Origin of the sequence: Streptomyces griseomycini (genome assembly GCF_014203535.1) — a bacterium.
Classification (GTDB): Bacteria; Actinomycetota; Actinomycetes; order Streptomycetales; family Streptomycetaceae; genus Streptomyces; species Streptomyces griseomycini.
In genome coordinates this window covers 217174-243511 of the sequence record NZ_JACHJI010000003.1, presented here as the reverse complement: position 1 = coordinate 243511, position 26338 = coordinate 217174, and the positions used below count along the sequence as shown (strand labels likewise).

The following is a 26338-nucleotide window of genomic DNA, read 5'->3' as shown; positions in this document are numbered from 1 at the left end:
TCCTCGAGGGTCCTCGCCGATCCTCGAGGGTCCTCACCGGCCCTCGGCGGTCCTCACCGCCCCCGGCGGCAAAAACGATCATGAGATGTTCCTCACAGCGACGGCCGTCACTCCCGCCCCGGACATGCGGAACGGGCGGCATCCGATGGATGCCGCCCGTCCGACGGTGTGCGCGAGGGGGGAGTTGAACCCCCACGCCCTTGCGGGCACTGGAACCTGAATCCAGCGCGTCTGCCTATTCCGCCACCCGCGCATTGGGTGTGTCCTCGAGCCCCGCCCCCTTGGGGCCCGGCGCCTTCCGACATCCAGAACATTAGCACGCCGGCCAGGGTGGATTCACATCCCTTTCCCCGGCCCCCGCCCCCACCTGCCCTGAGCAGCGCCCCCGGGCCCGCCGGCCCCGCCCCCGGCCCGCCCTCGTCCCGGCCGGCCGGGGGCGGGTGCCGCCCCCGCTCGCGTACCGGCCGGAACTTCATCTCGTATCAACCTCGTACCGGTGGCCCTCGTCTCCCCGGGAGCCGGACGGAGTCCACAGCCGGGTGCGGGACACTGGTCTGTGGCCCCCTCTACGATCCATGGCAGAACGACGCGCACCAGCACGGCCGAAGGAGTTCGAAGAGGAGTCCCGGAGGGAACCTCGTCAGGCGTCGACACCCGTCGACGGGGCGGACAGGGGGAACCAGCCGATCGGGCGGCGCGTGGATACGATCAGTAAGCAGTACCAGGTAAACGGTGCACGACACGGTGCACGGGGCAGTACACAGGACGGCAGCGACGGAGGAGGTGCCCCATGGGAGTCCTGAAGAAGTTCGAGCAGCGTCTCGAAGGTCTGGTCAACGGCACCTTCGCCAAGGTGTTCAAGTCCGAGGTGCAGCCCGTGGAGATCGCGGGAGCGCTCCAGCGGGAGTGCGACAACAACGCCACCATCTGGAACCGCGACCGCACCGTCGTCCCCAACGACTTCATCGTCGAGCTGAGCACCCCGGACTTCGAGCGGCTCAGCCCGTACTCCGGCCAGCTCGGCGACGAGCTGGCCGGCATGGTGCGCGACTACGCCAAGCAGCAGCGCTACACCTTCATGGGTCCCATCAAGGTCCACCTGGAGAAGGCCGAGGACCTCGACACCGGCCTGTACCGGGTGCGCAGCCGTACGCTCGCCTCCTCCAGCAGCCAGTCGCCCGGCCCCGCGGGTCCCGTCGGCGCCCCGCCGGCCGGCCGCGCCGGCGGCTACGGCTACCCGCCGGCCGCCCCCGCGGGCGCCCCGCCCATGCCGTCCGCGCCGCCGCCCGGGGGCCGCGGCGGTTACGGTTACCCGCAGCCCGCGGGCGGCCAGCGGCCCCCCGCCGCGCCCGCCCCCACCGGGCGCGCGCGCTACTGGATCGAGATCAACGGCACCCGCCACCAGATCTCCCGCGCCACGCTGGTGCTGGGCCGCAGCACCGACGCCGACGTGCGGATCGACGACCCCGGCGTCTCCCGCCGGCACTGCGAGATCCGGACCGGAACGCCCTCGACGATCCAGGATCTCGGATCCACCAACGGCATCGTGGTGGACGGGCAGCACACCACCCGCGCTACGCTCCGCGACGGCTCGCGGATCGTCGTGGGCAGCACCACCGTTATCTATAGGCAAGCCGAAGGGTGAAGCGGGGGCAATGTCAGAGCTGACCCTCACGGTCATGCGGCTGGGGTTCCTGGCCGTTCTGTGGCTGTTCGTGATCGTGGCCGTGCAGGTCATCCGGAGTGACCTGTTCGGGACCCGCGTCACCCAGCGCGGATCACGACGGGACGCCGGCCGGCCGCAGCAGGCCGCCCGGCAGGCGCCTCCGCCGCAGCGCCAGCAGTCCGGCGGCCGCCGCGGCCGGAACACCCCCACCAAGCTGGTCGTGACCGAAGGAACCCTCACCGGCACCACCGTCGCGCTCCAGGGCCAGACCATCACCCTGGGCCGGGCGCACGACAGCACCATCGTGCTGGACGACGACTACGCCTCCAGCCGCCATGCCAGGATCTACCCGGACCGCGACGGCCAGTGGATCGTCGAGGACCTGGGCTCCACGAACGGCACCTACCTGGACCGGACCCGGCTGACGACCCCCACACCGATCGCGCTGGGTGCGCCGATCCGCATCGGCAAGACCGTCATCGAGCTGCGGAAGTAGTACGACAATGAGCGAGCGGAGCGAGCACGCAGTGGGGGTCCCCCGCCAGGGTCCCGGCGCGCTCCCGACCGGAGGGTGGGCAGTGTGGCTCGACACGACCGGCTGTACCCGGAGCCGACGGGCGAGGTGCGCATGAGTCTGTCCCTGCGCTTCGCCGCCGGATCGCACAAGGGGATGATCCGGGAGGGCAACGAGGACTCCGGTTACGCCGGGCCGCGCCTGCTCGCCATCGCCGACGGCATGGGCGGCGCCGCCGCCGGAGAGGTCGCCTCCTCCGAGGCGATCTCCACCATCGTCGCCCTCGACGACGACGTCCCCGGCTCCGACCTGCTCACCTCGCTCGGCACCGCCGTCCAGCGGGCCAACGACCAGCTGCGCATGATGGTCGAGGAGGACCCCCAGCTCGAGGGCATGGGCACCACCCTGACCGCCCTGCTGTGGACCGGTCAGCGCCTCGGCATGGTGCACGTCGGCGACTCCCGCGCCTACCTCCTGCGCGACGGCGTCCTCACCCAGATCACCCAGGACCACACCTGGGTGCAGCGCCTGGTCGACGAGGGCCGGATCACCGAGGAGGAGGCGACCACCCACCCCCAGCGGTCCCTGCTCATGCGGGCCCTCGGCAGCGGCGACCACGTCGAGCCCGACCTGTCCATCCGCGAGGTCCGGGCCGGCGACCGGTACCTGATCTGCTCCGACGGACTGTCCGGCGTGGTCTCCCACCAGACCCTGGAGGAGGCCCTGGCCAGCTACCAGGGCCCCCAGGAGACCGTGCAGAACCTGATCGAGCTGGCACTGCGCGGCGGCGGCCCCGACAACATCACCGTGATCGTCGCCGACGTCCTGGACCTCGACACCGGGGACACCCTCGCCGGGCAGCTGTCCGACACCCCGGTCGTGGTGGGCGCCGTCGCCGAGAACCAGAACCAGCCGAACGACAACGGCATCATGCAGACCCCGGCCGGCCGCGCCTCCGGTCTCGGCCGCCGGCGCCCGGAGGGCGGCGGCGGCGAGTTCGGGCCGCCCGGCAGCGGCGACATCACCGGCTTCATCCCCACCGACGGCTTCGACTACGGCGACGACGACTTCGTCAAGCCCCGCAAGGACCGCAGGTGGCTCAAGCGGTCCGTCTACGGCCTGCTCGCCCTCGCCGTCCTCGGCGGCGGCCTGTACGGCGGCTGGCGCTGGACGCAGACGCAGTACTACGTCGGCACCAACGACGAGCACGTCGCGCTGTACCGGGGCATCAGCCAGGACCTGGCCTGGGTCTCGTTGTCGGAGGTGGTCAAGGACCACCCCGAGATCGAACTCAAGTACCTGCCGCCCTACCAGCGGAAGCTGGTCGAGGCGACCATCGCCGAGGGCGACCTCGAGGGCGCCCGCGCGAAGATCGAGGAACTGTCCGTCCAGGCCTCCGCGTGCAGGAAGCAGGCGGAGCGGCGCGCCGCCGAGAGCGAGAACAACGCGAAGACCGGTGAGGGCGAGGCCGGGGGCACCACGGGAACCACTCCCGCCTCCTTCACGTCCAAGGCATCACCGACGCCGAACCCCTCGGGCTCGACGAAGGCTCCACAGCAGTCCACGCCCCCGTCCACCACCGCACCCACTTCCAACCCCGGCCCCAGCCTCTCGGAACAAGAGCAGAAGGTCGTCTCGCTGTGCGGTAAGCAGCAGTAGGCAAGCCGTGAGAGGCCCTGTCACACGATGAGCAGTACAACCAATCCGTCGACGCACCACACGTCCACGATCGGCGCGATCGGCGCGCCCAGCCGCCGCAACACCGAGCTCGCGCTCCTGGTCTTCGCCGTCGTCATCCCGGTCTTCGCCTACGCCAACGTGGGACTCGCCCTCAACGACGAGGTACCCGCCGGGCTGCTGAGCTACGGCCTGGGCCTCGGCCTGCTGGCGGGCGTCGGCCACCTCGTCGTACGGAAGTTCGCCCCGTACGCGGACCCGCTGCTGCTGCCGCTGGCCACCCTGCTCAACGGGCTCGGGCTCGTCGCCATCTGGCGGCTCGACCAGTCCGAGCTGCTGCAGTCGATCAAGCAGGCGGGCACGGCCGCGCCCCGGCAGCTCATGTACACCGCGATGGGCATCGCCCTGTTCGTCGCCGTGCTGTTCTTCCTCAAGGACCACCGCGTCCTGCAGCGCTACACCTACATCTCCATGCTGGGCGCGCTGGTCCTGCTGCTGCTCCCGCTGGTGCCGGGCCTCGGCCGGAACATCTACGGCGCCAAGATCTGGATCCAGGTCGGTTCCTTCTCCATCCAGCCCGGTGAGTTCGCCAAGATCGTCCTGGCGATCTTCTTCGCCGGCTACCTGATGGTGAAGCGCGACGCGCTCGCGCTGGCCAGCCGCCGCTTCATGGGCCTGTACCTGCCGCGCGGCCGCGACCTCGGCCCGATCCTCGCCGTCTGGGCGATGTCGATCCTCATCCTGGTCTTCGAGACCGACCTCGGCACCTCGCTGCTGTTCTTCGGCATGTTCGTGATCATGCTGTACGTCGCCACCGAGCGGACCAGCTGGATCGTCTTCGGTCTGCTGATGTCCGCCGCCGGCGCCGTCGGCGTGGCCTCCTTCGAGCCGCACATCCAGCAGCGCGTCGACGCCTGGCTCGACCCGATGCGGGAGTACACGCTCTCCCGCGAGGGCGTCGTCGGCCACTCCGAGCAGGCCATGCAGGCCCTGTGGGCCTTCGGCTCCGGCGGCACCCTCGGCACCGGCTGGGGCCAGGGCCACTCCGACCTCATCCGGTTCGCCGCCAACTCCGACTTCATCCTCGCCACCTTCGGCGAGGAGCTCGGCCTGGCCGGCGTCATGGCGCTGCTCCTGCTGTACGCGCTGATCGTGGAGCGCGGCGTGCGCACCGCCCTCGCCGCCCGCGACCCGTTCGGCAAGCTGCTCGCCATCGGCCTGTCCGGCGCCTTCGCGCTCCAGGTCTTCGTCGTCGCCGGCGGCGTCATGGGCCTGATCCCGCTGACCGGCATGACGATGCCGTTCCTGGCGTACGGAGGTTCCTCCGTCATCGCCAACTGGGCGCTGATCGGCATCCTGATCAGGATCAGTGACACCGCCCGACGCCCGGCGCCCGCCCCCGCCGCCAACCCCGACGCCGAGATGACCCAGGTGGTCCGCCCGTGAACAAGCCCCTGCGCCGGATCGCGATCTTCTGTGGCCTGCTCGTCCTCACCCTGCTCATCCGGGACAACTGGCTGCAGTACGTCCAGGCCGACGAGCTGAGGACCGACGAGCACAACCGCCGCGTCGCCATCGAGCGGTACGCCTCCCCGCGCGGCGACATCATCGTCGGCGGCGAGCCCATCACCGGGCACACGACCACCGAGGGCGACTTCAAGTACAAGCGCACCTACAAGAACGGCGCCATGTGGGCGCCGGTCACCGGCTTCGTCTCGCAGGCCTTCGGCGCCAACCAGCTGGAGTCCATCGAGGACGGCATCCTCACCGGCAACGACGACCGCCTCTTCTTCCGCAACACGCTCGACATGCTCACGGGCAAGAAGAAGGAGGGCGGCAACGTCGTCACCACGCTCAACGCCGCCGCGCAGAAGGCCGCGTACAACGGCCTGAAGGCACAGGGGGGCAAGGGCTCCGTCGTCGCCATCGAGCCGTCCACCGGCAAGATCCTCGCGCTGGCCTCCTTCCCCTCCTACGACCCGTCCACGATCGCCGGCGACGACGCCTCGGACGCCAAGGCGTGGAAGGACCTCCAGAAGAAGAACAACCCCGACGACCCGATGCTCAACCGGGCCCTGCGCGAGGTCTACCCGCCCGGGTCCACCTTCAAGGTCGTCACCGCCGCGGCCGCGCTGGAGTACGGCAAGTACACCTCGGCGGACGAGAGGACCGACACGCCGCTGCCGTGGATCATGACCGGCACCAGGACCGAGCTGAAGAACGACGGTGACCTGCCCTGCGAGGACGCCACCCTGCGCGAGGCGCTGCGCGTGTCCTGCAACACCGTCTTCGGCAAGGTCGGTTCCGAGATCGGCAACGACAAGATGCTGGAGATGGCCAAGAAGTTCGGCTTCACCGAGGAGCAGTTCACCCCGGTCCGCTCCAGCGCCTCGGTCTTCTCCGAGGACATGGCCCCCTCGGAGGTCGCCCTGTCCTCCATCGGCCAGTTCAACACCGCCGCGACCCCGCTGCAGATGGCCATGGTCACCGCCGCCATCGCCAACAACGGCACGCTGATGAAGCCGTACATGGTCGACGAACTCCAGGCCCCGAACCTCGACACCATCGAGAAGACGGACCCGGAGGAGATGAGCAGGCCGATGTCGGCGAAGAACGCGCAGATCCTGCAGTCGATGATGGAGACGGTCGTCGAGGAGGGCACCGGCGGCAACGCCCGCATCCCCGGCGTCACCGTGGGCGGCAAGACCGGTACCGCCCAGCACGGCGTGGACAACAAGGAGAACCCCTACGCCTGGTTCATCTCCTACGCCAAGGGCGACGACGGCAGCTCGCCGGTGGCCGTCGCGGTCGTGATCGAGGACGAGGACGCCGTGCGCGGCGACATCTCCGGTGGCGGCCTCGCCGCGCCGATCGCCAAGAGCGTGATGGAGGCGGTCCTCAAGAGCAAGCAGTGACCCTGCTCACGTCTGCTTCACATCGGTGCACGTTGCGGTACCGGTCCTGTATCGGCTGACGCACTTGGCCAGGTCACACAAAAAGAGCCGGGTACGGTAGGCCCGGACGGCAGCCTCCGGCGGCACGCGTGTGCCGCCCGGGACCGACGGAGAGGGCTGGTAGGTAGCTATGGAAGAGCCGCGTCGCCTCGGCGGCCGGTACGAGCTGGGCCCGGTGCTCGGCCGTGGTGGCATGGCGGAGGTTTACCACGCGCATGACACCCGGCTCGGACGCCAGGTGGCGGTGAAGACGCTGCGCGCGGACCTCGCACGCGACCCGTCCTTCCAGGCCCGGTTCCGCCGGGAGGCCCAGTCGGCCGCCTCGCTCAACCATCCCGCGATCGTCGCGGTCTACGACACGGGCGAGGACTACATCGACGGGGTGTCCATCCCGTACATCGTCATGGAGTACGTCGACGGCTCCACGCTCCGCGAGCTCCTGCACAGCGGCCGCAAGCTGCTGCCGGAGCGGGCCATGGAGATGACCATCGGCATCCTCCAGGGCCTGGAGTACGCCCACCGCAACGGCATCGTCCACCGCGACATCAAGCCGGCCAACGTCATGCTGACGCGCAACGGCCAGGTCAAGGTGATGGACTTCGGCATCGCCCGTGCGATGGGCGACTCCGGCATGACGATGACGCAGACCGCCGCCGTCATCGGCACCGCGCAGTACCTCTCGCCGGAGCAGGCCAAGGGCGAGCAGGTCGACGCGCGCTCCGACCTGTACTCCACCGGCTGCCTGCTGTACGAGCTGCTGACCGTCCGCCCGCCCTTCGTGGGCGACTCCCCGGTCGCGGTCGCCTACCAGCACGTGCGGGAGGAACCGCAGGCGCCGAGCGTCTTCGACCCCGAGATCACGCCCGAGATGGACGCGATCGTGCTGAAGGCGCTGGTCAAGGACCCCGACTACCGCTACCAGTCGGCCGACGAGATGCGCGCCGACATCGAGGCCTGCCTCGACGGCCAGCCGGTCGCGGCCACCGCGGCGATGGGCGTCGCGGCGGGCTACGGCGGTTACCCCGACGACCAGCCGACGACGGCCCTGCGCTCGGACGCCGGCCCCGGCGCCGCCGCCGCGACGACGATGCTGCCGCCCATGAACCCGGACGACGGCGGCTACGGCTACGACGACCGCCCCGACCGGCGCCGCCAGGCCCCACGGAAGAACAACACCTCGACGATATTGCTGGTCGTGGCGGGTGTCCTGGTCCTGATCGGCGCGATCCTGATCGGCCGCTGGGCCTTCAGCGGCAACGGCGGCGTGGGCAACGACACCGTCGCGACCCCGAACTTCGTGGGCGAGACGAGGGAGGACGCCGAGAGGCAGGCCGTCAACGCCGACCTGAAGCTCACCTTCGAGGAAAAGCCCTGCGAGGAGCAGCCCAAGGGCAAGATCTGCGACCAGAACCCGGAGCAAGGCACCAAGGTCGACAAGCAGTCCACCGTCGAGCTGGTGGTGTCGACCGGGGCGCCGAAGGTCGAGGTCCCGGACGTCGAGGGGCTCACCTTCGCCGAGGCGGAGGAGGCCCTGAAGGAGAAGGGCTTCGAGGTCGAGAAGCAGGCCCAGGAGTCCACGCAGACACCGGACACGGTGCTCTCCCAGGACCCCGCGGGCGGCACCTCGAAGCAGAAGGGCTCGACCGTCACCCTCACGGTCGCCCGGGAGACGGCCCAGGTGACCGTCCCGAGCCTGCTGGGCAGCACCCCCGAGGAGGCCAGGACGCTGCTGGAGTCGAAGGGCCTGGTGCTCGGCGCCCAGACGCAGGAGGAGTCCACGGCCCAGCCCGAGGGGAAGATCTTCGAGCAGAGCTTCGCCCCGGGCACGGACGTCGACCGCGGCAGCACGGTCACCGTCAAGGTCGCCAAGGCGCCGGTGAACGAGAAGTTCGCGATGCCCAAGGTGACCCAGATGACGGTCGGCCAGGCCAAGCAGGTCCTCGCCCAGGCGGGCCTGCAGCTCGAGAGGGTCCAGGGCGCGGGCGACGACAACGCCATCGTGTTCGGGAGCAACCCGCCCGAGGGGCAAGAGGTGAAGAAGGGCGACAAGGTCACCCTGTTCGCCGCCGGCCAGCAGGGCGGCAACAACGGCAACAACGGCAACAACGGCGGCGGCCTCTTCGGCGGCCTCACCGGCGGCCGCGAGGACGACTGACCCGTAGCCCCTCCCCGCACGGAAAGAGCCCCGGCCCCCTCCGAAGGGGGGGCCGGGGCTCTTCCTCACGGGTCCGTCCCGAACGCGCGGCCGGAGACGCCGCGCCGGGCCCGGGACGGGATCCCCGTCAGCGCGGTGTCTCCGTCAGCGCAGTTCCTCCGGGGGCGTCCGGTCGTCGTCCACCTTCTCCGTGCGGACCAGTTCGCCCCAGACGACGTACCGGTACTTGCTCGTGTACACCGGCGTGCAGGTCGTCAGCGTGATGTAGTGGCCGGCCTTCTCCTTCCCGGACTCCTTCGGGACCGGGGACAGGACCTGGACGTTGTACTTCGAGGTCTCGGGAAGGATGCCGTAGACCTCGTAGACGTACCACGTGTCCTTCGTCTCGAAGACGATCGGGTCGCCCTTCTCGATCTTGTGGATGCCGTGGAACTTGGCCCCGTGGCCGTCCCGGTGCGCCGCGAGGGAGAAGTTGCCCTTCTTGCCGGAGGTCGGCAGGGTCGCCTTGACCGGGTCGGTGTAGTAGCCGGCGACGCCGTCGTTGAGGACCTTCATCGAGGTGCCCTTCTCGACGAGGATCTCGTCACCGCTCATCGTGGGTGCGTGCAGGAAGCCGATGCCGTCCTTGCTGTCGAAGGAGACGGGACCGTCGCCGTCGCCCCCTGGCCCCTGGGCCCAGGAGTCACGGACCTTGTCCGCCTGCTGGTCCGCCGCGCGGTCGGCGACGACGTTCGTCCACCACAGCGAGTAGACGACGAACAGGCCCAGCACCAGGCCCGCGGTGATGAGGAGTTCCCCGAAGACGCTGACCGCCGCCACGACCGGGCCCATGCGGCGGCGTGCCGCGGGCGGCGGTGCGGCGGGCCCGTCGTCGTGCTGTTCGGTGTCGTCGGTGGTCGCTGCCACGTTCCCTCTGCCCTTAACTGACGAGCGCATCCGGCTTGCCCTTGCTGCGCGGCCGTTCCTCGTCCATCTTGCCCCAGACGATCATGCGGTACTTGCTGGTGAACTCCGGCGTGCAGGTGGTCAGCGTGATGTAGCGGCCGGGTTCCTCGAAGCCCGAGCCCCTCGGGATCGGGTCGAGGACGCTGATGTTGCTCGGTGAGGTCACCGGCAGGATCGACGCCATCTTGTAGACGAAGTACGTGTCCTGCGTCTCCACGACGATCGGGTCGCCCGGCTCCAGCCGGTTGATGTACCGGAACGGCTCGCCGTGCGTGTTCCGGTGGCCCGCGAGCCCGAAGTTGCCGGTCTTCGCGTCCGGCATCGCCGTCTTCAGCGCGCCCTCCGCGTAGTGGCCCACCATGCCCCGGTCGAGCACCTTCTTGCTGCTGATGCCCTCGGCGATCGGCACCACCACGTCCAGCTTCGGGATGTGCAGCAGCGCGAAGCCCTGCCCCGGCTCGAACGTCCCCGGATTGCGCTTGCCGTTCGCCCAGTCGTCCTGGAGGTCGCTGACCTCCTTGCCGGCCTGCGCCTGCGCCCGCACGTTCGTCCACCACAGCTGGTAGGTGACGAACAGCAGCATCAGCACGCCGGTGGTGATGAACACCTCGCCGATCGCGCGGCTGGCGACGACCGCGGGGCTCGCCTTGCGCGCCCGGGCCCGCCGACGCGCCTCCACCCGTGACAGCGGCGCCCCTGACGCCCTCCCCGGCCCCTGTGCCGCTCCCGTGGACGCCGCGGCCTTGCGGGGGCCCCCACGCCGCCCCTGACGCCGTTTGGCGGCCTTCCTGCGGGCCGCCCGGCCGCCCGGGGCCGCCGGGGACCCCTCCCGGACCGAGCGATCCGGCTGATCCGGTCGCTCCGGCGTCCCCGGGGGCCCGGGGACCCGCAGCGCCACCGTCTCGTCGTCGACGGGCGGCAGGTACGCGGTGCTGTCGGAGGCGCCGCCGTGGGAGTCGTAGGCGCCGCCGTGGGAGTCGTAGGCGCCGTAGGGGTAGGGCTCCTGCGGGGCGTTGTCGTACCAGCCGTCCCCGAGCGCGCCGGGTGCCCCGTACGGCTGCTGCCCGTACGAGGTGCCCTGCCCGCCGCCGGCGCCGTGCGCGGAGTCGTCCGTGAAGGACTCCCCGTACCCGGCGCCGGACTCGCGCTCGGGGCGCAGCGCGGTCACGCCGTGGCCCTGCCCACCACCGGGGCGAGCCCCGCCGACCTCGCCACCGCCCCCTCGTCGCCGCACTCCGCCAGCCAGTTGGCCAGCATCCGGTGCCCGTGCTCGGTCAGCACCGACTCGGGATGGAACTGCACGCCCTCGACCGGGAGTTCACGGTGCCTCAGCCCCATCACGATGCCGTCCGGCGTTCGGGCGGTGACCTCCAACTCCGCCGGGACCGTGGCAGGCTCGGCGGCCAGGGAGTGGTAGCGGGTCGCCGTGAACGGGGAGGGCAGGCCCGCGAAGACGCCCTTGCCACCGTGCTCGACCGGCGAGGTCTTGCCGTGCAGCAGCTCGGGCGCGCGGTCCACCACCCCGCCGTACGCCACCTGCATCGACTGCATGCCGAGGCAGACCCCGAAGACCGGCACCCCGGTCGACGCGCAGTGCCGCACCATGTCCACGCAGACACCGGCCTCCTCGGGGGTGCCGGGGCCCGGGGACAGCAGCACGCCGTCGAAACCGTCCTGCGCGTGCGCCGTCGACACCTCGTCGTTGCGCAGGACCTCGCACTCGGCGCCCAGCTGGTACAGGTACTGGACCAGGTTGAAGACGAAACTGTCGTAGTTGTCGACGACGAGAATGCGCGCGCTCACTGGTTGTCCACCGTCACATCGTTGAAGGGCAGCAGCGGCTCGGCCCACGGGAAGACGTACTGGAAGAGGAGGTAGACCACGGCGATGACCAGCACGAGTGAGAGGAGGGCCTTCACCCATCCGTTCCCCGGCAGATGCCGCCAGATCCAGCTGTACATGCCGTCCCTTCCGTCGTACCACGGCACCGAGCCCACGCCGTACCCACCAGACTAGCGGCGCGACGCCTCCGGTTCCCCGCTCTCCACAGGCTGTGGAAGCCGGACGGGCCCGGGTGTGCACACCCGGAAGTACGGGGCGCGGGGGCGATCGCCTCGATGCCCGCGGGCGCGGTTCTCCCCGGGGCCGCGCCGTTGCTCCACAGGTCCCTGCTCCACAGGCTCCTACTCCACGGGCTTCGCGTAGTGCAGGTCCACGGTGCCCGAGTAGCCGGGCAGGGTCACCGTGCCGTCGTCCTCGACCTTCCAGCCGAGCCCGTAGACGTTGACGTAGACCATGTAGTTCTGGATCGCCGGGGAGGACGCGAGCGCCTTCCTCAGCTTCTCCGGGTCGCCGACCGCCGTGATCCTGTACGGCGGCGAGTAGACGCGCCCCTGGAGGATCAGGGTGTTGCCCACGCAGCGGACCGCGCTGGTGGAGATCAGCCGCTGGTCCATGACCTTGATGCCCTCGGCGCCGCCCTGCCACATCGCGTTCACCACGGCCTGGAGGTCCTGCTGGTGGATGACCAGGTAGTCGGGCTGCGGCTCGGGGTAGCCGGGGAGCTTGGCGGTGGCGTCCGGCGGGGCGTCGTTCAGGGTGACCGTGACCGCCTCGCCCTTGAGCTTCTGCGTGCCCGCGCGCTTCTCCAGGTCGGCGAGTCTGTCGTCCTCCGCCTCGGTGCTGCCGTCGTCGCGTTCGGCGAGGGCCTCCACGTCCCTGCGCAGCGCGCCGTTGGACTCCTCCAGCCTGCCGTTCTCGCGGCTGCGCTCGTGGATCAGGTCGGACAGCCTCAACAGCGAGGCGTCCGTGCGGATGTCGGTGCCCCTGGCCGTGTCGAAACTGGTGAAGAAGATGAGTCCCGCGAGGGCGAAGACACCCGCGGTGAGGACGCGCACGGGCCGGAAGCGGCGTCGGCGGGCAGGGCTGGATTCCGTCCCGGGGAAGTCGGCAGAATTGCTCAACGTACCCTTATCTCCTTCGGCGCCGCGGAAGCACTACGCTAACGGACGCCCGGGGGAGCGATCGGAGTCCCCTTGTACGCTGCTCCGAGCCCGACCCAGTTCCCTGCGCGGCCACGCAGCGCATCGACAGGAGAGACCCTCGTGCCGAAGTCACGTATCCGCAAGAAGGCCGACTACACGCCGCCGCCGGCGAAGCAGACGACCGCGCTCAAGCTGACCAACCGCGCCTGGGTCGCGCCGGTGATGCTGGCCCTGTTCCTCATCGGGCTGGCCTGGATCGTCGTCTTCTACGTCACCGACGGCTCGCTGCCCATCGACGCCCTGGGCAACTGGAACATCGTGGTGGGCTTCGGCTTCATCGCCGCCGGGTTCGGCGTCTCGACGCAGTGGAAGTAGGGGACGCCGCACGGTGAGCGCGACTCTGCCCAGAGCTTGTCCACAAGCTCTGGGCAGGATTGTCCACCGGGTTATCCACAAGGTTTTCCACATGGGGAAATCGAACCCCGATCTGTGGATAACTCATCAGAGGTTGACTCCGGTGTGACAAGCCCACCGGCAACCGAAAGTTTGTTCGTAACCCATCTGACCTGCACCGATAGGGGTCAACGACCACGGGTGCCGCTGCTTCCGCACCCTGTGCACAAGATCCGCCACAAACTGTGGACAACCCCAGCGCTCAGGTGAGCTGTGCGGTTCTCAACAGGACCGTCAGAATCACCACGGCCAGCATCAGTGCACAGGTGCCGTACTGGATCAGTGTCCTCCGCTCACGCGGGGCGTGGACCATGGCGTACCCGATCACGACACCGGCGACGAGCCCACCCACATGTGCCTGCCAGGCGATGTTGAAGCCCGGGCTGAAGGTGAAGATCAGATTGATCACCAGCAGGGCGACGATCGGCCTCATGTCGTAGTTGAGGCGGCGCATCAGGACGGCCATCGCGCCGAAGAGGCCGAAGATGGCGCCGGAGGCACCGAGCGAGGGCTGGTTCGGAGCCGCGACGAGGTACGTGAACGCGCTGCCCGCGAGCCCGGAAGCCAGGTAGAGGGCGATGTACCGGGCCCGGCCGAGTGCCTCTTCCAGGGGGCCGCCGATCCACCACAGGCTGAGCATGTTGAAGATGATGTGGATGTAGCTGCCGTGCAGGAACATCGCTGTCAGCAGCCGGTACCACTCCCCCTCCGCGACGCCCACGAGCGGCCCGGGAAAGGAGACGTACGCACGGCCGATGAGGTCGAAGCGGTCGGTGAAGCGGTCGCCGAGCGACAGCTGGGCCAGGAAGACGGCGAGACAGACCCCGATCAGGACCTTGGTGATCAGCCGGGGATCGGCGGCGACGGTGCCGCCGGCGATCGTGCGGGGCAGGGAGGCCGTGGGAGCGTGTCCCGTGCCCGAGCCGCTGCGCACGCACTCCGGACACTGGAAGCCGACCGAGGCGTTGACCATGCACTCGGGACAGATCGGGCGCTCGCAGCGGGTGCAGCGAATGCCGGTCTCGCGGTCCGGGTGTCGGTAACAGACGGGGACGCTCCGGGCGTCCTGCGGACTGCCGGCAGCCTGGTCGTCCATGGGCACCCCTAGGTCGTGTGGAGAAAACTCCGCCAGGTCGTGTGGAAAAGCCCCGCCCCGCCCATCCTTACGGATGAGCGGGGCGATTGGTTCCCTCTGCGGGTATTCACACCCTCGGGACGAGGAGCTCAGCCCTCGCGGATCTCGACCGACTCGATCACGACGTCGTTCAGCGGACGGTCGGTGCGCGGGTTGGTCTGCGTGGAGGCGATGCTGTCGACGACCTTCTGGCTGGCCGCGTCGGTGATCTCGCCGAAGATGGTGTGCTTGCGGTTCAGCCATGCCGTCGGGGCGACGGTGATGAAGAACTGCGAGCCGTTGGTGCCCGGGCCGGCGTTGGCCATCGCCAGCAGGTAGGGCTTGTCGAAGCGCAGGTCCGGGTGGAACTCGTCCTCGAACTGGTAGCCGGGACCGCCGGTGCCGTTGCCCAGCGGGTCACCGCCCTGGATCATGAAGCCGCTGATCACCCGGTGGAAGACCGTGCCGTCGTAGAGCTTGTCCGTGGACTTCGCACCGGTCTCCGGGTGGGTCCACTCCCGCTCGCCCTTGGCGAGCTCGACGAAGTTCTTGACCGTGATCGGCGCCTGGTTCGGGAAAAGCCGGACCTGGATGTCGCCGTGGTTGGTCTTCAGGGTGGCGTAGAGCTGCTCAGCCACGATGTGCCTTCCGTTGTCTTTCCGTGACTCCCTGATCCTCGCACGGACGGGACGCGCAGTCGCCCGTCACCCGTTCACCGGGGGCAACCGGACCGTTCCGCTTGCGGAAAACCGGCCGAGTAGTCCCGTGGCGAGGGCAGACGGCGGCGATCCGTGGCATTGTCGGCAGCAAGCTCCCGTTGTCCCTGATTCATCCGCTATTGCACTCGATCTCACCATTGATCAACTTCAACGGCACCCGGATGCCCGTCCGCGCATGCCCCGCGGCGTCGCGGCAGGCATGATCCGTAAAAGGGTGGAAAGTCGAAATACCGTACGCCACCGAGGAGGAGGAACCCGTGACCCGCATCGACAGCGTGCGCGCCGCGACCGGTTCGGCGAAGGAGAGCGTGCTGCACGCCGCGGAAGTGGTGGCGCCCTACGCCGACTCGGCCAAGGTCAGGGCCGCGCACTACGCACAGGAGGCACGCGTACGGCTCGCGCCCAAGGTGACGCAAGCCGCCGGGCATGCCCGCGTCCAGTACGGCACCCATGTGCAGCCGTATCTGGAACAGGCCCGGACCCATGTGCCGCCGAAGGTCGACCAGGCCGCCCACGAGGCCGCTCTCCGCACCCGCAGGGCCGCTCGGCAGGCGGCGGAGTACTCCCGGCCGATGATCGAGCAGGCGATGGCCGCCGCCGGGCCCGCCAAGGAGGAGGCCGCGGCCCGCAGTGCCGCCGCGCTGGCCGCACTGCGCGGCCAGGTCTCGGCCCAGCAGATCCAGAAGCTGGTTCGCAAGCAGCAGCGGCGGGCGAAGGCCGGTCGGACCGCGAGGACGGTCCTGATCCTGGGCGTCGTCGCCGGGGGCGCCTTCGCCGCCTGGAAGTGGTGGGACAAGCAGGCCAACCCGGACTGGCTGGTGGAACCGCCGGCCGCGACGGACGTCTCGGAATCGGCCACGCTGACGTCGGTGGACGGCAGCGCCGGGTCCACGCTCGCCCCCGAGGTCGAGGCGAAGGAGGCCGAGGAGGAGGCCGCCAAGCGCGACGAGCAGCCCTGACGCACGGCGACAGCAACAGCGCGGTGGGGCAGGAGACTTGGACGTCTCCTGCCCCACCGCGCTGTTTCACGTGAAACAGGACCCCTCCCGCCACGTTTCCGCAGCTGGGAGGGGGCCGAGGGTGGAGCCTAGGGGAGTCGAACCCCTGACATCTGCCATGCAAAGACAGCGCTCTACCAACTGAGCTAAGGCCCCGGAAGGGAAGCGTCCACCAGGAAGGAACTCGCCCCGGCGGGTGCCGGTGACCAGAGTACCGGGTCACCCCCGGGATTCCGCAAAAAGATTGGGGGTCCCCGTGACCGACCACTCTCCGTAAGATGCTCGGCGTGGTTCGCTACAGCGAACCGCGGTTCATGGGGAAGCGATGGGGAGACGCAATGGACGCCGCACAGCAGGAAGCCACCGCAAGAGCGCGGGAACTGCAGCGGAACTGGTACGGGGAGCCGCTGGGGGCGCTCTTCCGTAGGCTCATAGACGACCTCGGCCTCAACCAGGCTCGTCTCGCGGGGGTACTGGGACTGTCCGCGCCGATGCTGTCGCAGCTGATGAGCGGCCAGCGGGCGAAGATCGGAAACCCCGCGGTGGTCCAGCGGGTGCAGCTGCTGCAGGACCTGGCGGGGCAGGTCGCGGACGGCAGCGTCAGCGCGGCCGAGGCGACCGAGCGCATGGAGGAGATCAAGAAGTCTCAGGGGGGCTCGGTGCTCAGCAACACCACGCAGACGACGAGCAGTTCAGGCGCTCCCACGGTCAAGCGGGTGGTCCGCGAGATCCAGTCCCTGCTGCGTTCGGTGGCGGCCGCCGGCGACATCATCGAGGCCGCCGACACCCTCGCCCACACCCACCCCGAGCTGGCAGAGTTCCTCCGGGTCTACGGCGCCGGCCGCACCTCCGACGCGGTCGCGCACTACCAGTCCCACCAGAACTGATCCTCCGCCCGGCGGCCGAAGGGGGTTCGGCCGCCGGAGGAGACCACGGGGGCAGGGGAGGCGCGAGGCAGGGGAGTCGTATCGCTCGTCGAAGGGGAGACACGGGGCAAGGGGGACACCGCAGGGGGAGGAGCGACGCACAGCCATGGGTGAGGTCTTCGCCGGCCGGTACGAACTGGTCGACCCGATCGGACGTGGGGGCGTCGGTGCCGTCTGGCGCGCCTGGGACCACCGTCGCCGCCGTTACGTGGCCGCCAAGGTCCTGTTGCAGAGCGACGCCCACTCCCTGCTCCGCTTCGTGCGTGAGCAGGCCCTGCGGATCGACCACCCCCATGTGCTCGCTCCCACCAGCTGGGCCGCCGACGACGACAAGGTCCTGTTCACCATGGACCTGGTCGCCGGCGGTTCGCTGGTCCACCTGGTCGGCGACTACGGCCCCCTGCCGCCGGCCTTCGTCTGCACCCTGCTCGACCAACTGCTGTCCGGCCTCGCCGCGGTGCACGCGGAGGACGTCGTGCACCGCGACATCAAGCCCGCCAATGTGCTCCTGGAGGCCACCGGCACGGGCAGACCGCGGTTGCGGCTGTCCGACTTCGGCATCGCGATGCGGCTGGGCGAGCCACGGCTGACCGAGACCAATCTGGTGGTGGGCACGCCGGGTTATCTGGCGCCGGAGCAGATGATGGGCTCCGAACCGGACTTCCCCGCCGACCTGTTCGCCGTGGGTCTGGTCGCGCTGTATCTGCTGGAGGGCGCCAAACCGGACGCCAAGGCGCTCATCCAGTACTTCGCCGACCACGGGACACCAGGCGCTCCCCGGGGGATCCCCGAGCCGCTGTGGCAGGTCGTGGCCACGCTGCTGCAACCGGACCCGCAGGCGCGGTTCCGCACGGCCACGGGGGCGCGCAAGGCGCTCGCCGCGGCCGCGGAGCTCCTGCCGGAGCCCGGTCCCGACGACGAGCTGATCGAGATCTTCGACCAACTCGGCCCGCTCCCCCCGGGGTTCGCCGCACACGGTCCGCTGAAGAGGGCCCCGGGCGTGGTGCCCGGGCCCGCGGAGGGCGACTCCCCCTCCGGCGCCGGCCCCCGAGACGACGCGGCGGCCGCCCCCGGTGACCCGACCGGCTCCGTGTCCGCCGGTGCGGCCACGACGGCGGGAACCGGATCCGGAGCCGGCCCGGTACCGTCCGGCCCGAGCGGGGGCGGGGGCCCGGGCAGGGACACGGGGGAGGGCGCCGCGCCCGCCGATCCGCGTCGGAGCACCCCCGCCGCGACTCCACCGCCCGCCTCCTCCACCGCCTCCGCTGCCTCCGCTGCCTCCACTTCCTCCACTTCCTCCGCGACGCCGTCCGGCGTCCCGGCGGCACCGCCCCTCCCTCCGCAGCCACCCGGCATGTCGGACACCGGCAGCTTCCCCCTGCCGCCGCCCCGGGCCACGGCCACCTCCTCCCCCGGGTCCGCTCCGCCGACCCCCGCGCATGTCCCCCAGTCGCAGGAACAGGGCCGACACACCCCTCGGTACGGCGCGCCGCACCAGCCGGCCCACGCCGCCGGCCACGTCTCCCCCCACGATCCCACTCACCCGCTGCGCTCCCCCCTGCCGCGACCGACCGCGTACCCCGGCTCGGCTCCGCTCCGGCGCGCCGACGCCTCTACCGCTGAATACACCGCCCGAGGCCTGCAGGTTCCGCCCGCGTCCGGGGGGATGCCGCAGCACGGAGCCGCCCACCGGTCCCACCGGCGGCCCCACCACCGGTCCGGCCGTCGGTCCGGCCCTCCGGCGAAGGTGGCCGTCCCGCTGCTGCTCCTGGCCCTGGCCTGCTACGCGGTGGGGTTCTGGGCCCTCACCCGGCTCTGAGCGGCTCCTGCCGCCTAGGGAACGGCCCGCCGCCGGGCCGCCAGCGTCCACACGCCGAGTCCCACCAGCAGCGCGCTCCCGCTGCCGATGCCCCCCACGGCGAGCGCCCTCATCGCCGTGTCGTCGCCCGCCGCCGCGCCCTCGGCCGCCGCCTCCCGGTCCTCCTCCGTGACCGCGAAGACGTCCGGCGGCACGGCCTCCCCCGCGTACCCGGGCCCGTCCTGCGCCGCACCGCTGAGCCCCACCCGCAACGTCAGCGGAACGGGCCCGTCCCCGAAGTGGTCCGCCACCTCCGCCGCGAGGTGGGCGACGAGGTAGTACGAACCGGCGAACCGCATCGCCCCGATCTGCCCCCTGGCGTCGTGACGATTGGCGTACGCGACCGGCGGCAGGGGGGCGAGATCCTCCGACTTCTGGTCGCCGTCGTAGCCGACGCCCACGTCCGCGACGTGGCCGCGTGCGGGGTTGTAGAGGTCGAGGTCCAGGGCCGCGGGGACGTAAACGCTGCCGTCCGTGCGCGAACTGCCCAGTTCGGCGGTGACGTGGAGCTGCCGACCCCAGTCGACCGGGACCTTGTAGAAGAGGGTCTGCCCGGGGCGGACGTCGTCCCTCCAGACCCCTTCGCCCACGGGAGTGGCCCGGGCGAACCCCGCGCCTCCCGCGCGCCGCTCGGGCGTCCCCGTGACGGGCCGGGGCGGGGCGGAGTCCCACTCCTCCGGCGCACTCGTCGCACCGGTCCTCTCCAGGGCCGGCTCCGACACCGCGGTGAGCTCCAGCTCCCACGGACCGGGGGAGGAGCCCCCGCCGCCCCGGTCGACGCGTTCGACGGTCACGTAGTACGTACCGGCCTCCTTGCAGAGGGACCTCCTCGGGGAGATCTCCCGCACGGCCCACGCGGCGACCGGATGGGGGCTGCCGGCGGCGCCGAAGCTCGTCGTGTCCGCATCGCAGGAGCGGCCGTCGCCGTCCTGGACGGACACCTTGACGCCGTCGGTGGCGGAGACGGTGCGTCCGGCCGGGGGGACGGCGGTGGCGGAGACGTAGGTGTTCGAGGTGGCGTCGAGTTCCAGGCGGTAGTGGACCTTGCCGTTCCCCGGCAGGGTGCTCCGGTAGGTGCGGCCGGCCTCCAGCCGTACGGCGTCCGCGGTGCTCGCGGCCCCGTCCACCGTCTGTGCGCCCTCGGCGAAGGCGTACGCACCGCCGGCGGTCCCGGCGGCGAGGGCCTGCCGACCCGGCGGTCCCCCTCCCAGTCCCATGACCGCCACGGACGCGAGCGTCACCACGACCAGGCGTCCGGTGGCCGTCGTCCGGCCGTGCCCGGCGCGTGCGCGCCCCCGCGCCGTACCCCGCCGTCCCCTCACGCGCCACCCCTCGTCGTCGCCCCGACGTGTCGCACCGCGGCCCATCCTGCCCTCCGGACGGGATCCGGACGAGGCCCTCCGACAAAGGTCCGCTCCGAACAAGACCCCGGCCGCGTGGGCGGCCGGGGTCTGTTCAGCGTGGGATGTCGGTACTCACGAACCCGTGGGCACGGAGTCAGTCGCCTCCGTCCACAGATCCTGCTCGGCGCGATCCGCCTGGATCTGGCGGTACACGAGGAGCCCGCCGATGGCGGCCAGTGCGACCAGGAGAAGCTTCTTCACCGCGCGACCTCGTCTTTCCTTGACGTAGGGGACCTCTGGCGCCCGACTATACACACCGGTCGATACCGATCGGTGACCTGCGTCGGCCCGTCAACTGCCCTCCGGCGCAGCACAGTAGGAGCGGACCTCACCGGCCCGGCCGGAGGGTGACCACCCTCTCACGGACGGTCACTTTCGCCGCTTCTCTCCCGTCTCCTCTGTTTTTCGACCTCTTTGCGCCCATCCGAGTGGTGTTCATCTGAACATCCACGCGCCGCGGGCGTCGGTCCACCACTTCGCGACCCTCATACACATGATGAGGAAAGTACGCAAATCGCCCGACCCGAAAGTGAGGGACCATGGCCCGGAACAAGGTCATGAAGCTGTGGACCGCCATCGTCACCGCCTTCCTCGCGCTCTGCACGGCGCTCGGACTCGTCACCACGACCGCTTCCGCGGCCGTACCGCAGACCGAGCCGACGCGCAACAGCGAGAGCGAGAGCCTCCCGGACGCGACCGCGTCGGAACCGGTGCCGCTCCTCTGGTCCCTCCTCACCGCCCTGCCCCCGACGATGAAACAGCGCATCCACGCCGAGGCCCACGGGAAGTCTCCCAGCTGCCGGCACCGCCCGGCCTCGGACACGCCCTCGACCGCGGACCCGGCCGCCGCGGACTGCTCCGAGGCCACGGCGCCCCCTGCGGAGCCCCTCCCCGACGACACGCCGCTCCAACGCTGACCCCGGGGGTCTCCGCCCCTCACCAGTGCCGTTGTCCGCTCCCAGAAGTACCGGCGAACTTGCGTACGGCAACACGGCACGCAGCAGGCCCGGCAGCTCGGACAGAGCAGCCGGGCCTTTCTCCTGTCCGCGTTCCACCGGTGTCGCGGGCGGCGCGATCAGCTCCGCGCGGTCATGACGATCGCCGCGCAGAGGGCGACCGGGCCGCCCAGCGCGAGGACTCCTCCGACGACGCGCAGGAAGACCACGGGCACGACGCGGGCTCCGGCCCGGCTCCCGGGCCGTTGCGCGAGTCCGTCGCTCACGAAGGCCCGGCGGCGGGCGGACGCGCTCCTGGTGGCCAGCGCTCCTCCGCCCACGAGCGCCAGGAGACCCCGGACCAGGAGGAAGGGAGCGGGAGAGGGGCCGCTGGACCCCGCCGTCAACAACACGCGCGCATTCTTCGTCCGCGACACCCCCCGGTCGACGGGCGCGGAGGCGCCGACGTCCCCCTGGACCGCGGCGCCGCCGGTGGCCGGGTGCCACCCGCGTACGTCGAAGACCCCCGGTCGTGATCGACCGGGGGTCTTCTCGCCGACGGGACTGACAGGACTTGAACCTGCGGCCTCATCCTCGGCGGGTCGATCACGGAGAGCCGGCAACACCGGCAAGCCGCCCGGTGCCCTTGGCCGATCGTCCGTTGCCCTTCGGCGCCGGCCGTCGCCGTCCGCGCCCGTTGGCGTCAGCCGCTGGTGTCAGCCGACCGACTGGGGGTAGTCCCACGCGGGCCGGGCGCCCGACCGATCCCGTTGTGCCGGCAGGACATCGACCTCGTGGCCGGCCGCTTCGCCCCGGTCGGTCAGGTGCAGCGGGTCAAGGGCATGGGCCCGGTCCCCAAGGCCTCAAGACGGGGTCCTCACAGGCTGTGCTCCCGCTCCCGGGGTCCTGCGCCCGTGTCCTCGAGGAGCGTCGGGAACCGCGGGAGCGGGAGCGGAAGGCCGCCGGTGAGCGCTGGTCGCAGGAGCCGGACCGTGACCTGGCCCCTTCCTCCGGGCACGGCGGCATGGTCGACCCGGTGGGCTCCTCCCGCGTCCTCGACCGGCTCGTCACGCGCGCCGGCGTCCGCCGGATCACGGTCCGCCGCGTCCGGCACGCTCGCCGGACTCCCGGAGGCCCCACTCACCGGCTGGTCCTTCCGGCGGACGGTCAGCGGCCGCGTCTGCTTCGCACCCAGCTCACGCCAAGAGCCACCGCGGCAACCGTGGACAGGAGGATCGCCCCGAGGACCACTGTCGCCCCGGCCGAGATCACCAGGATCCCCCACCACGGCGGATCGTCTTCCACGGTCCTCCCTCACGAACCACGCGCACCAGGCACGACGCTCGGGCACTGGGGTCGGTTCCGTGACCGCCGTTGATGTCGGCCCTGGATGCCGAAGACCCCCAGCCGATATCGGCTGGGGGTCCTCTCGCTGGTGGGGCTAACAGGATTTGAACCTGTGGCCTCATCCTTATCAGGGATGCGCTCTAACCAACTGAGCTATAGCCCCGCCGCGCTCTGCGGTGTGTGTCCCGCGCGCTGACTCCTGAAGATTAGCGCACGACCGGGGCAGTCCCAAAATCGGTTGTCCGTCAGACCGCGGGTGGAGGCCGGACACGTGGTCCGCGCCGCTCACCCGTCCTCTCACTCGTCCTCGGCCAGCGTGAGCTCGACACCGCCCACGAAGCCCGCGGAGAGGTTGTAGATGAACGCGCCGAGCGTCGCCAGAGCCGTCGCCAGGACGACGTCGATGACCGCGATGACCGTCGTGAACATCAGGACGTTGGGCAGCGACAGGAACGACTGGAGGTCGAAGCCGTTCGACTCGTTGGAGCCGGTCGCCTCGGAGATCGTGCCGCCGACCGTCGAGAACACGCCCATGGCGTCCATGACCATCCACAGCACGGCGGCCGCGACGATCGTGCAGATGCCGAGCGCGATGGAGAGCAGGAAGCTGACCTTCATCACCGACCACGGGTCGGCCTTCGCCACGCGCAGGCGTGCCTTGCGCACGCGCGGCGTGGTGCGCGCCCCCGTGCGCGGTCGCCGCACCGCGCCGTCGGGGCCTTCCGCCGTGCCGTCCTGCGCCTGGTAGGCCTGCGGCGGGTGGTACGGCCCCGCCTGCTGCTGCGACTGCCGTTCCCCCGGCAGCGGTGAGGCCGTCTGAGCGGCGGCGCCCTGGTGCGGCGCGGCCTGCTGCGGGCCTCGGGTGTCGGTCACCGTTCCCCCCTGGGATCCCTGTGTGCCGGTCGCGGGTGCGTTCTTGGCGGGCGCCTTGATCGCCTTGAGATTGGTCGTGTGCGGATCGTTCGCCCGCGCGGCGGAGCCACGGGCGCCGCCGTCCGTCCCCATACTGGTACCGGCCGATCCGGCGCCCGTGGCTCCGCTCACGTGATTCACTCCTCGTGCTACTCGGACGAGGGCGCCTCACCCTCGTCCGTGCCGGTGGCCGTGGCCCCCTCGTCGGACTCGTCCACGGCCACATCGCCGTCGACTTCCTCCGCCTCGCGTCCCGCCTCGGCGTTACGGGCGATGCCGACCACGGCATCGCGCTTGCCCAGATTGATCAGTTGGACGCCCATGGTGTCACGGCCCGTCTCCCTGATCTCATTGACTCGCGTACGAATCACACCGCCCGACAACGTGATGGCGAGGATCTCGTCGGTCTCCTCGACCACCAGCGCGCCGACGAGGGATCCACGGTCCTCGACGATCTTGGCGGCCTTGATGCCGAGACCGCCGCGCCCCTGGACGCGGTACTCGTCGACAGCGGTCCGCTTCGCGTACCCGCCGTCTGTGGCAGTGAACACGAACGTACCGGGTCGAACAACATTCATCGAGAGCAGCTCGTCCCCCTCGCGGAAACTCATGCCCTTGACGCCCGAGGTCGCACGGCCCATGGGACGCAGTGTGTCATCCGTCGCGGTGAACCTGATCGACTGCGCCTTCTTGCTGATCAGCAGCAGATCGTCGTCGGACGAGACGAGCTCGGCTCCGATCAGCTCGTCGTCGGTCCCGTTCTCCCGCTCGCGCAGGTTGATCGCGATCACGCCGCCCGAACGCGGGGAGTCGTAGTCCTTCAGCGGTGTCTTCTTCACCAGGCCGGCCTTGGTGGCCAGCACCAGGTACGGGGCCGCCTCGTAGTCGCGGATCGCCAGGATCTGCGCGATCGCCTCGTCCGGCTGGAAGGCCAGCAGGTTCGCCACGTGCTGCCCGCGCGCGTCCCGGCCGGCGTCGGGGAGCTCGTACGCCTTCACGCGGTACACGCGGCCCTTGTTGGTGAAGAACAGCAGCCAGTGGTGCGTGGTGGAGACGAAGAAGTGGTCGACGATGTCGTCTTCCTTCAGCTTCGTGCCGCGCACGCCCTTGCCGCCGCGCTTCTGGGCCCGGTAGTCGTCGGTCTTGGTGCGCTTGATGTAGCCGCCGCGCGTGACCGTGACGACGATGTCCTCCTCGGCGATCAGGTCCTCGATGGACATGTCGCCCTCGTAGGGGATCAGCTTCGTCTTGCGGTCGTCGCCGTACTTCTCCACGATCGCGGCCAGTTCCTGGCTGACGATCCCGCGCTGGCGGACCGGGGAGGCGAGGATCTCGTTGTACTCGTTGATCTTCTCCTGGAGTTCGTCGTGCTCCTGGACGATCTTCTGGCGCTCCAGGGCGGCCAGACGGCGGAGCTGCATCTCCAGGATCGCGTTGGCCTGGATGTCGTCGATCCGCAGGAGGTCCATCAGGCCCCCGCGCGCGATCTCGACGGTCTCGCTGCGCCGGATCAGCGCGATGACCTCGTCGATGGAGTCCAGGGCCTTCAGCAGGCCGCGCAGGATGTGCGCCCGCTCCTCGGCCTTGCGCAGCCGGAAGCGCGTACGGCGGACGATGACCTCGATCTGGTGCGTCACCCAGTGGCGGATGAACGCGTCCAGGGAGAGGGTCCGCGGCACGCCGTCGACCAGCGCCAGCATGTTGGCGCCGAAGTTGGTCTGCAGGTCGGTGTGCTTGTAGAGGTTGTTCAGGACGACCTTGGCGACCGCGTCCCGCTTGAGCACGATGACCAGGCGCTGGCCGGTGCGCGAGGAGGTCTCGTCGCGGACGTCCGCGATGCCGCCGATCTTGCCGTCCTTCACCAGGTCGGCGATCTTCTGCGCGAGGTTGTCCGGGTTGACCTGGTAGGGCAGCTCCGTGACCACCAGGCACTGGCGGTTCTGGATCTCCTCGACCTCGACCACCGCGCGCATGGTGATCGAGCCGCGGCCGGTCCGGTACGCCTCCTCGATGCCCTTGCGGCCCACGACGAGCGCGCCGGTCGGGAAGTCGGGGCCCTTGATGCGCTCGATCAGCGCGTCGAGCAGCTCCTCGTGGGACGCCTCGGGGTTCTCCAGGTACCACTGGGCACCGGCCGCGACCTCGCGCAGGTTGTGCGGCGGGATGTTGGTCGCCATGCCGACCGCGATGCCGGCCGAGCCGTTGATCAGCAGGTTCGGGAAGCGGGCGGGCAGGACGGTCGGCTCCTGGGAGCGGCCGTCGTAGTTGTCCGTGAAGTCGACGGTCTCCTCGTCGATGTCGCGGACCATCTCCATCGACAGCGGCGCCATCTTGCACTCGGTGTAGCGCATGGCCGCCGCCGGGTCGTTGCCCGGCGAGCCGAAGTTGCCGTTGGAGTCCACCAGCGGCATCCGCATCGACCACGGCTGCGCGAGGCGGACCAGCGCGTCGTAGATGGAGGTGTCGCCGTGCGGGTGGTAGTTGCCCATGACGTCGCCGACGACGCGGGCGCACTTGTAGAAACCGCGCTCGGGGCGGTAGCCCCCGTCGTACATCGCGTACAGCACGCGGCGGTGGACGGGCTTGAGGCCGTCCCTCACGTCCGGCAGCGCACGCGAGACGATGACGGACATCGCGTAGTCGAGGTACGAGCGCTGCATCTCCGTCTCGAGCCCGACGGGCTCGATGCGCATTCCGGCGGCGTCGGCGTCCTCTACGGGCGTGACGGGGGTGTTCTCGTCGGTCATTGCTGGTGAAGGTCCTTCCTGGTGCGGTCAG

At 70.4% G+C, this 26338-nt stretch carries 23 protein-coding genes and 3 tRNA genes; 11 read left to right on the top strand and 15 right to left on the bottom strand.

The genetic code is table 11. From position 1 onward, the window contains the following. Window positions 1-169: 169 nt before the first annotated feature. A tRNA-Leu gene (locus FHS37_RS10000) sits at window positions 170-253 on the bottom strand. A gap of 537 nt (window positions 254-790) precedes the next feature. On the opposite strand from FHS37_RS10000, the gene FHS37_RS09995 reads away from it, so the two are divergent. The 6 genes from FHS37_RS09995 to pknB all read left to right on the top strand — a co-directional run bounded on the left by FHS37_RS09995 (window position 791) and on the right by pknB (window position 8966). Further along, window positions 791-1645, top strand: coding sequence for an FHA domain-containing protein (locus tag FHS37_RS09995; RefSeq protein ID WP_184819226.1), 855 nt, complete (start codon window positions 791-793; stop codon window positions 1643-1645). Window positions 1646-1655: 10 nt separating this feature from the next. Beyond that, a complete protein-coding gene (locus FHS37_RS09990; protein WP_184819224.1) occupies window positions 1656-2162 on the top strand; it encodes an FHA domain-containing protein FhaB/FipA in 507 nt (168 codons plus the stop codon). Between the two features lie 132 nt (window positions 2163-2294). Then, window positions 2295-3839: a Stp1/IreP family PP2C-type Ser/Thr phosphatase gene (locus FHS37_RS09985; RefSeq protein ID WP_184819978.1), complete on the top strand. Its 1545-nt coding sequence runs from the start codon at window positions 2295-2297 to the stop codon at window positions 3837-3839. 27 nt (window positions 3840-3866) lie between these two features. Next, window positions 3867-5303 (top strand): FtsW/RodA/SpoVE family cell cycle protein, encoded by a 1437-nt coding sequence (locus FHS37_RS09980; RefSeq protein WP_184819222.1) that lies wholly within the window; start codon window positions 3867-3869, stop codon window positions 5301-5303. Beyond that, window positions 5300-6772 carry a peptidoglycan D,D-transpeptidase FtsI family protein gene (locus FHS37_RS09975; RefSeq protein WP_184819220.1) on the top strand — a complete coding sequence of 491 codons (1473 nt, stop codon included), beginning with the start codon at window positions 5300-5302 and terminating at the stop codon, window positions 6770-6772. The genes FHS37_RS09980 and FHS37_RS09975 overlap by 4 nt, the downstream gene beginning before the upstream one ends. Window positions 6773-6941: 169 nt before the next feature. Next, entirely contained in the window at window positions 6942-8966 is a 2025-nt protein-coding gene (gene pknB, locus FHS37_RS09970) for a Stk1 family PASTA domain-containing Ser/Thr kinase (protein WP_184819218.1), read from the top strand. Between the two features lie 144 nt (window positions 8967-9110). On the opposite strand, the gene FHS37_RS09965 is transcribed toward pknB, so the two are convergent. The 5 genes from FHS37_RS09965 to FHS37_RS09945 all read right to left on the bottom strand — a co-directional run bounded on the left by FHS37_RS09965 (window position 9111) and on the right by FHS37_RS09945 (window position 12874). Then, window positions 9111-9872, bottom strand: coding sequence for a class E sortase (locus FHS37_RS09965; protein WP_229889982.1), 762 nt, complete (start codon window positions 9870-9872; stop codon window positions 9111-9113). 13 nt (window positions 9873-9885) lie between these two features. Continuing rightward, window positions 9886-11079 (bottom strand): class E sortase, encoded by a 1194-nt coding sequence (locus FHS37_RS09960; protein ID WP_184819214.1) that lies wholly within the window; start codon window positions 11077-11079, stop codon window positions 9886-9888. Next, complete coding sequence (locus FHS37_RS09955; protein ID WP_184819213.1) at window positions 11076-11714, bottom strand: aminodeoxychorismate/anthranilate synthase component II; 639 nt, start codon at window positions 11712-11714, stop codon at window positions 11076-11078. The genes FHS37_RS09960 and FHS37_RS09955 overlap by 4 nt, the downstream gene beginning before the upstream one ends. After that, window positions 11711-11872 carry a hypothetical protein gene (locus FHS37_RS09950; protein ID WP_184819211.1) on the bottom strand — a complete coding sequence of 54 codons (162 nt, stop codon included), beginning with the start codon at window positions 11870-11872 and terminating at the stop codon, window positions 11711-11713. Before FHS37_RS09950 ends, FHS37_RS09955 begins: the two co-directional genes overlap by 4 nt. 222 nt (window positions 11873-12094) lie before the next feature. Next, a complete protein-coding gene (locus FHS37_RS09945; protein WP_184819209.1) occupies window positions 12095-12874 on the bottom strand; it encodes a DUF881 domain-containing protein in 780 nt (259 codons plus the stop codon). 141 nt (window positions 12875-13015) lie between these two features. On the opposite strand from FHS37_RS09945, the gene crgA reads away from it, so the two are divergent. Beyond that, window positions 13016-13270, top strand: coding sequence for a cell division protein CrgA (gene crgA, locus FHS37_RS09940; protein WP_030215376.1), 255 nt, complete (start codon window positions 13016-13018; stop codon window positions 13268-13270). Between the two features lie 280 nt (window positions 13271-13550). Here crgA and FHS37_RS09935 read toward each other — a convergent pair whose 3' ends face one another. Together FHS37_RS09935 and FHS37_RS09930 are read right to left on the bottom strand one after the other, a co-directional pair. Beyond that, window positions 13551-14444 carry a rhomboid family intramembrane serine protease gene (locus FHS37_RS09935; RefSeq protein WP_184819207.1) on the bottom strand — a complete coding sequence of 298 codons (894 nt, stop codon included), beginning with the start codon at window positions 14442-14444 and terminating at the stop codon, window positions 13551-13553. A gap of 128 nt (window positions 14445-14572) precedes the next feature. Next, a complete protein-coding gene (locus tag FHS37_RS09930) occupies window positions 14573-15100 on the bottom strand; it encodes a peptidylprolyl isomerase (protein WP_184819206.1) in 528 nt (175 codons plus the stop codon). A gap of 338 nt (window positions 15101-15438) precedes the next feature. Here FHS37_RS09930 and FHS37_RS09925 point away from each other — a divergent pair, with 338 nt between their 5' ends. Next, on the top strand, window positions 15439-16140 hold the full coding sequence (locus FHS37_RS09925; protein WP_184819204.1) for a DUF5324 family protein: 702 nt from the start codon (window positions 15439-15441) through the stop codon (window positions 16138-16140). Window positions 16141-16262: 122 nt separating this feature from the next. On the opposite strand, the gene FHS37_RS09920 is transcribed toward FHS37_RS09925, so the two are convergent. Next, window positions 16263-16335, bottom strand: a tRNA-Ala gene (locus FHS37_RS09920). Window positions 16336-16517: 182 nt separating this feature from the next. Here FHS37_RS09920 and FHS37_RS09915 point away from each other — a divergent pair. Both FHS37_RS09915 and FHS37_RS09910 read left to right on the top strand, forming a co-directional pair. Then, complete coding sequence (locus tag FHS37_RS09915; protein WP_184819202.1) at window positions 16518-17066, top strand: helix-turn-helix domain-containing protein; 549 nt, start codon at window positions 16518-16520, stop codon at window positions 17064-17066. Between the two features lie 145 nt (window positions 17067-17211). Continuing rightward, on the top strand, window positions 17212-18924 hold the full coding sequence (locus FHS37_RS09910; RefSeq protein WP_184819200.1) for a protein kinase domain-containing protein: 1713 nt from the start codon (window positions 17212-17214) through the stop codon (window positions 18922-18924). A gap of 14 nt (window positions 18925-18938) precedes the next feature. Here the strand turns inward: FHS37_RS09910 and FHS37_RS09905 are convergent, their stop codons facing one another. Beyond that, window positions 18939-20285, bottom strand: coding sequence for a hypothetical protein (locus tag FHS37_RS09905; protein ID WP_229889983.1), 1347 nt, complete (start codon window positions 20283-20285; stop codon window positions 18939-18941). 153 nt (window positions 20286-20438) lie between these two features. Then, window positions 20439-20567, bottom strand: coding sequence for a DLW-39 family protein (locus FHS37_RS38800; RefSeq protein ID WP_003999697.1), 129 nt, complete (start codon window positions 20565-20567; stop codon window positions 20439-20441). 338 nt (window positions 20568-20905) lie between these two features. Here FHS37_RS38800 and FHS37_RS09895 point away from each other — a divergent pair, with 338 nt between their 5' ends. Further along, window positions 20906-21283 carry a DUF6344 domain-containing protein gene (locus tag FHS37_RS09895; protein WP_184819197.1) on the top strand — a complete coding sequence of 126 codons (378 nt, stop codon included), beginning with the start codon at window positions 20906-20908 and terminating at the stop codon, window positions 21281-21283. 158 nt (window positions 21284-21441) lie between these two features. On the opposite strand, the gene FHS37_RS09890 is transcribed toward FHS37_RS09895, so the two are convergent. The 4 genes from FHS37_RS09890 to gyrA all read right to left on the bottom strand — a co-directional run bounded on the left by FHS37_RS09890 (window position 21442) and on the right by gyrA (window position 26307). After that, on the bottom strand, window positions 21442-21714 hold the full coding sequence (locus FHS37_RS09890; RefSeq protein ID WP_184819195.1) for a hypothetical protein: 273 nt from the start codon (window positions 21712-21714) through the stop codon (window positions 21442-21444). Window positions 21715-22734: 1020 nt separating this feature from the next. After that, a tRNA-Ile gene (locus FHS37_RS09885) sits at window positions 22735-22811 on the bottom strand. Between the two features lie 134 nt (window positions 22812-22945). Continuing rightward, a complete protein-coding gene (locus FHS37_RS09880; protein ID WP_184819193.1) occupies window positions 22946-23692 on the bottom strand; it encodes a DUF3566 domain-containing protein in 747 nt (248 codons plus the stop codon). Window positions 23693-23709: 17 nt separating this feature from the next. Continuing rightward, a complete protein-coding gene (gyrA, locus tag FHS37_RS09875; protein WP_184819191.1) occupies window positions 23710-26307 on the bottom strand; it encodes a DNA gyrase subunit A in 2598 nt (865 codons plus the stop codon). Window positions 26308-26338 lie beyond the last annotated feature (31 nt).